General features: G+C 49.2%; 1 pseudogene. It reads left to right on the top strand.

The annotated features are described in order from the left end of the window. Positions 1 to 787, top strand: a pseudogene (locus R7Q11_RS25730) (heme anaerobic degradation radical SAM methyltransferase ChuW/HutW); the annotation flags it as partial.

Below are 787 nucleotides of genomic sequence, written 5' to 3'. Positions count from 1 at the left end.
TTTGGCGTGCAGAGCTTCAACACTCAAGTTCGTCGCAGTGCAAAGCGTCTTGATGATAGAGAAGACGTACTTAAACGCGTTTCGGAACTGGCGAAGGAAGACAAAATCCCAGTCATCATCGACTTGTTGTACGGCTTGCCTTACCAAACCAAAGAAATACTTGAACAAGATCTTAACGATTTTATGTCGACAGGCGCGCATGGCTTGGATTTGTATCAGTTGGTCGTGGGTGGAACTGCGCCAATGCTCAATCTCGTTGAAAAAGGCAAGATCCCCCCACCAGCGACGACGCCAGAGAAAGCGGGCATGTATGAGCTGGGTGTGAACTTTATGGCGAAGCACCACATGAAGCAGTTGAGCGTGAACCACTGGGCTGTCGATAACCGTGAGCGTAGCCTATACAACAGCTTAGCCAAGACGTACGCAGAAGTGTTGCCGATTGGATGCGGTGCTGGTGGCAACATTGGCGGCTACGGGATGATGCTGCACCGCACTTTAGACACCTACATCAAAGCGGTGAATGAAGGGCAAAGTACGATTGCGATGATGATGAAGCACAGCCCATTAGAGCCATTATTTGCAGCGCTAAAATCCGGGTTTGACCGCGGCATTGTTCAGGCAAGTAAATTGCCGGTGTTTATGGGTAGCGATACGTTCGATTTTCTCATGCCGATGTTTAAAGTATGGCAAGACAAAGGCTTAGTTGAGCTTCAAGAGCGAAGCTTAGTGCTTACTTTAGCGGGCAGTTTTTGGGCCGTTTCGTTAGCGCAAGCCTGTATTCAGGTAC

Source organism: Vibrio sp. 970 (assembly GCF_033339075.1).
Note: the sequence above shows the minus strand (reverse complement) of the source record. Positions and strands in the feature narration are given on the sequence as shown.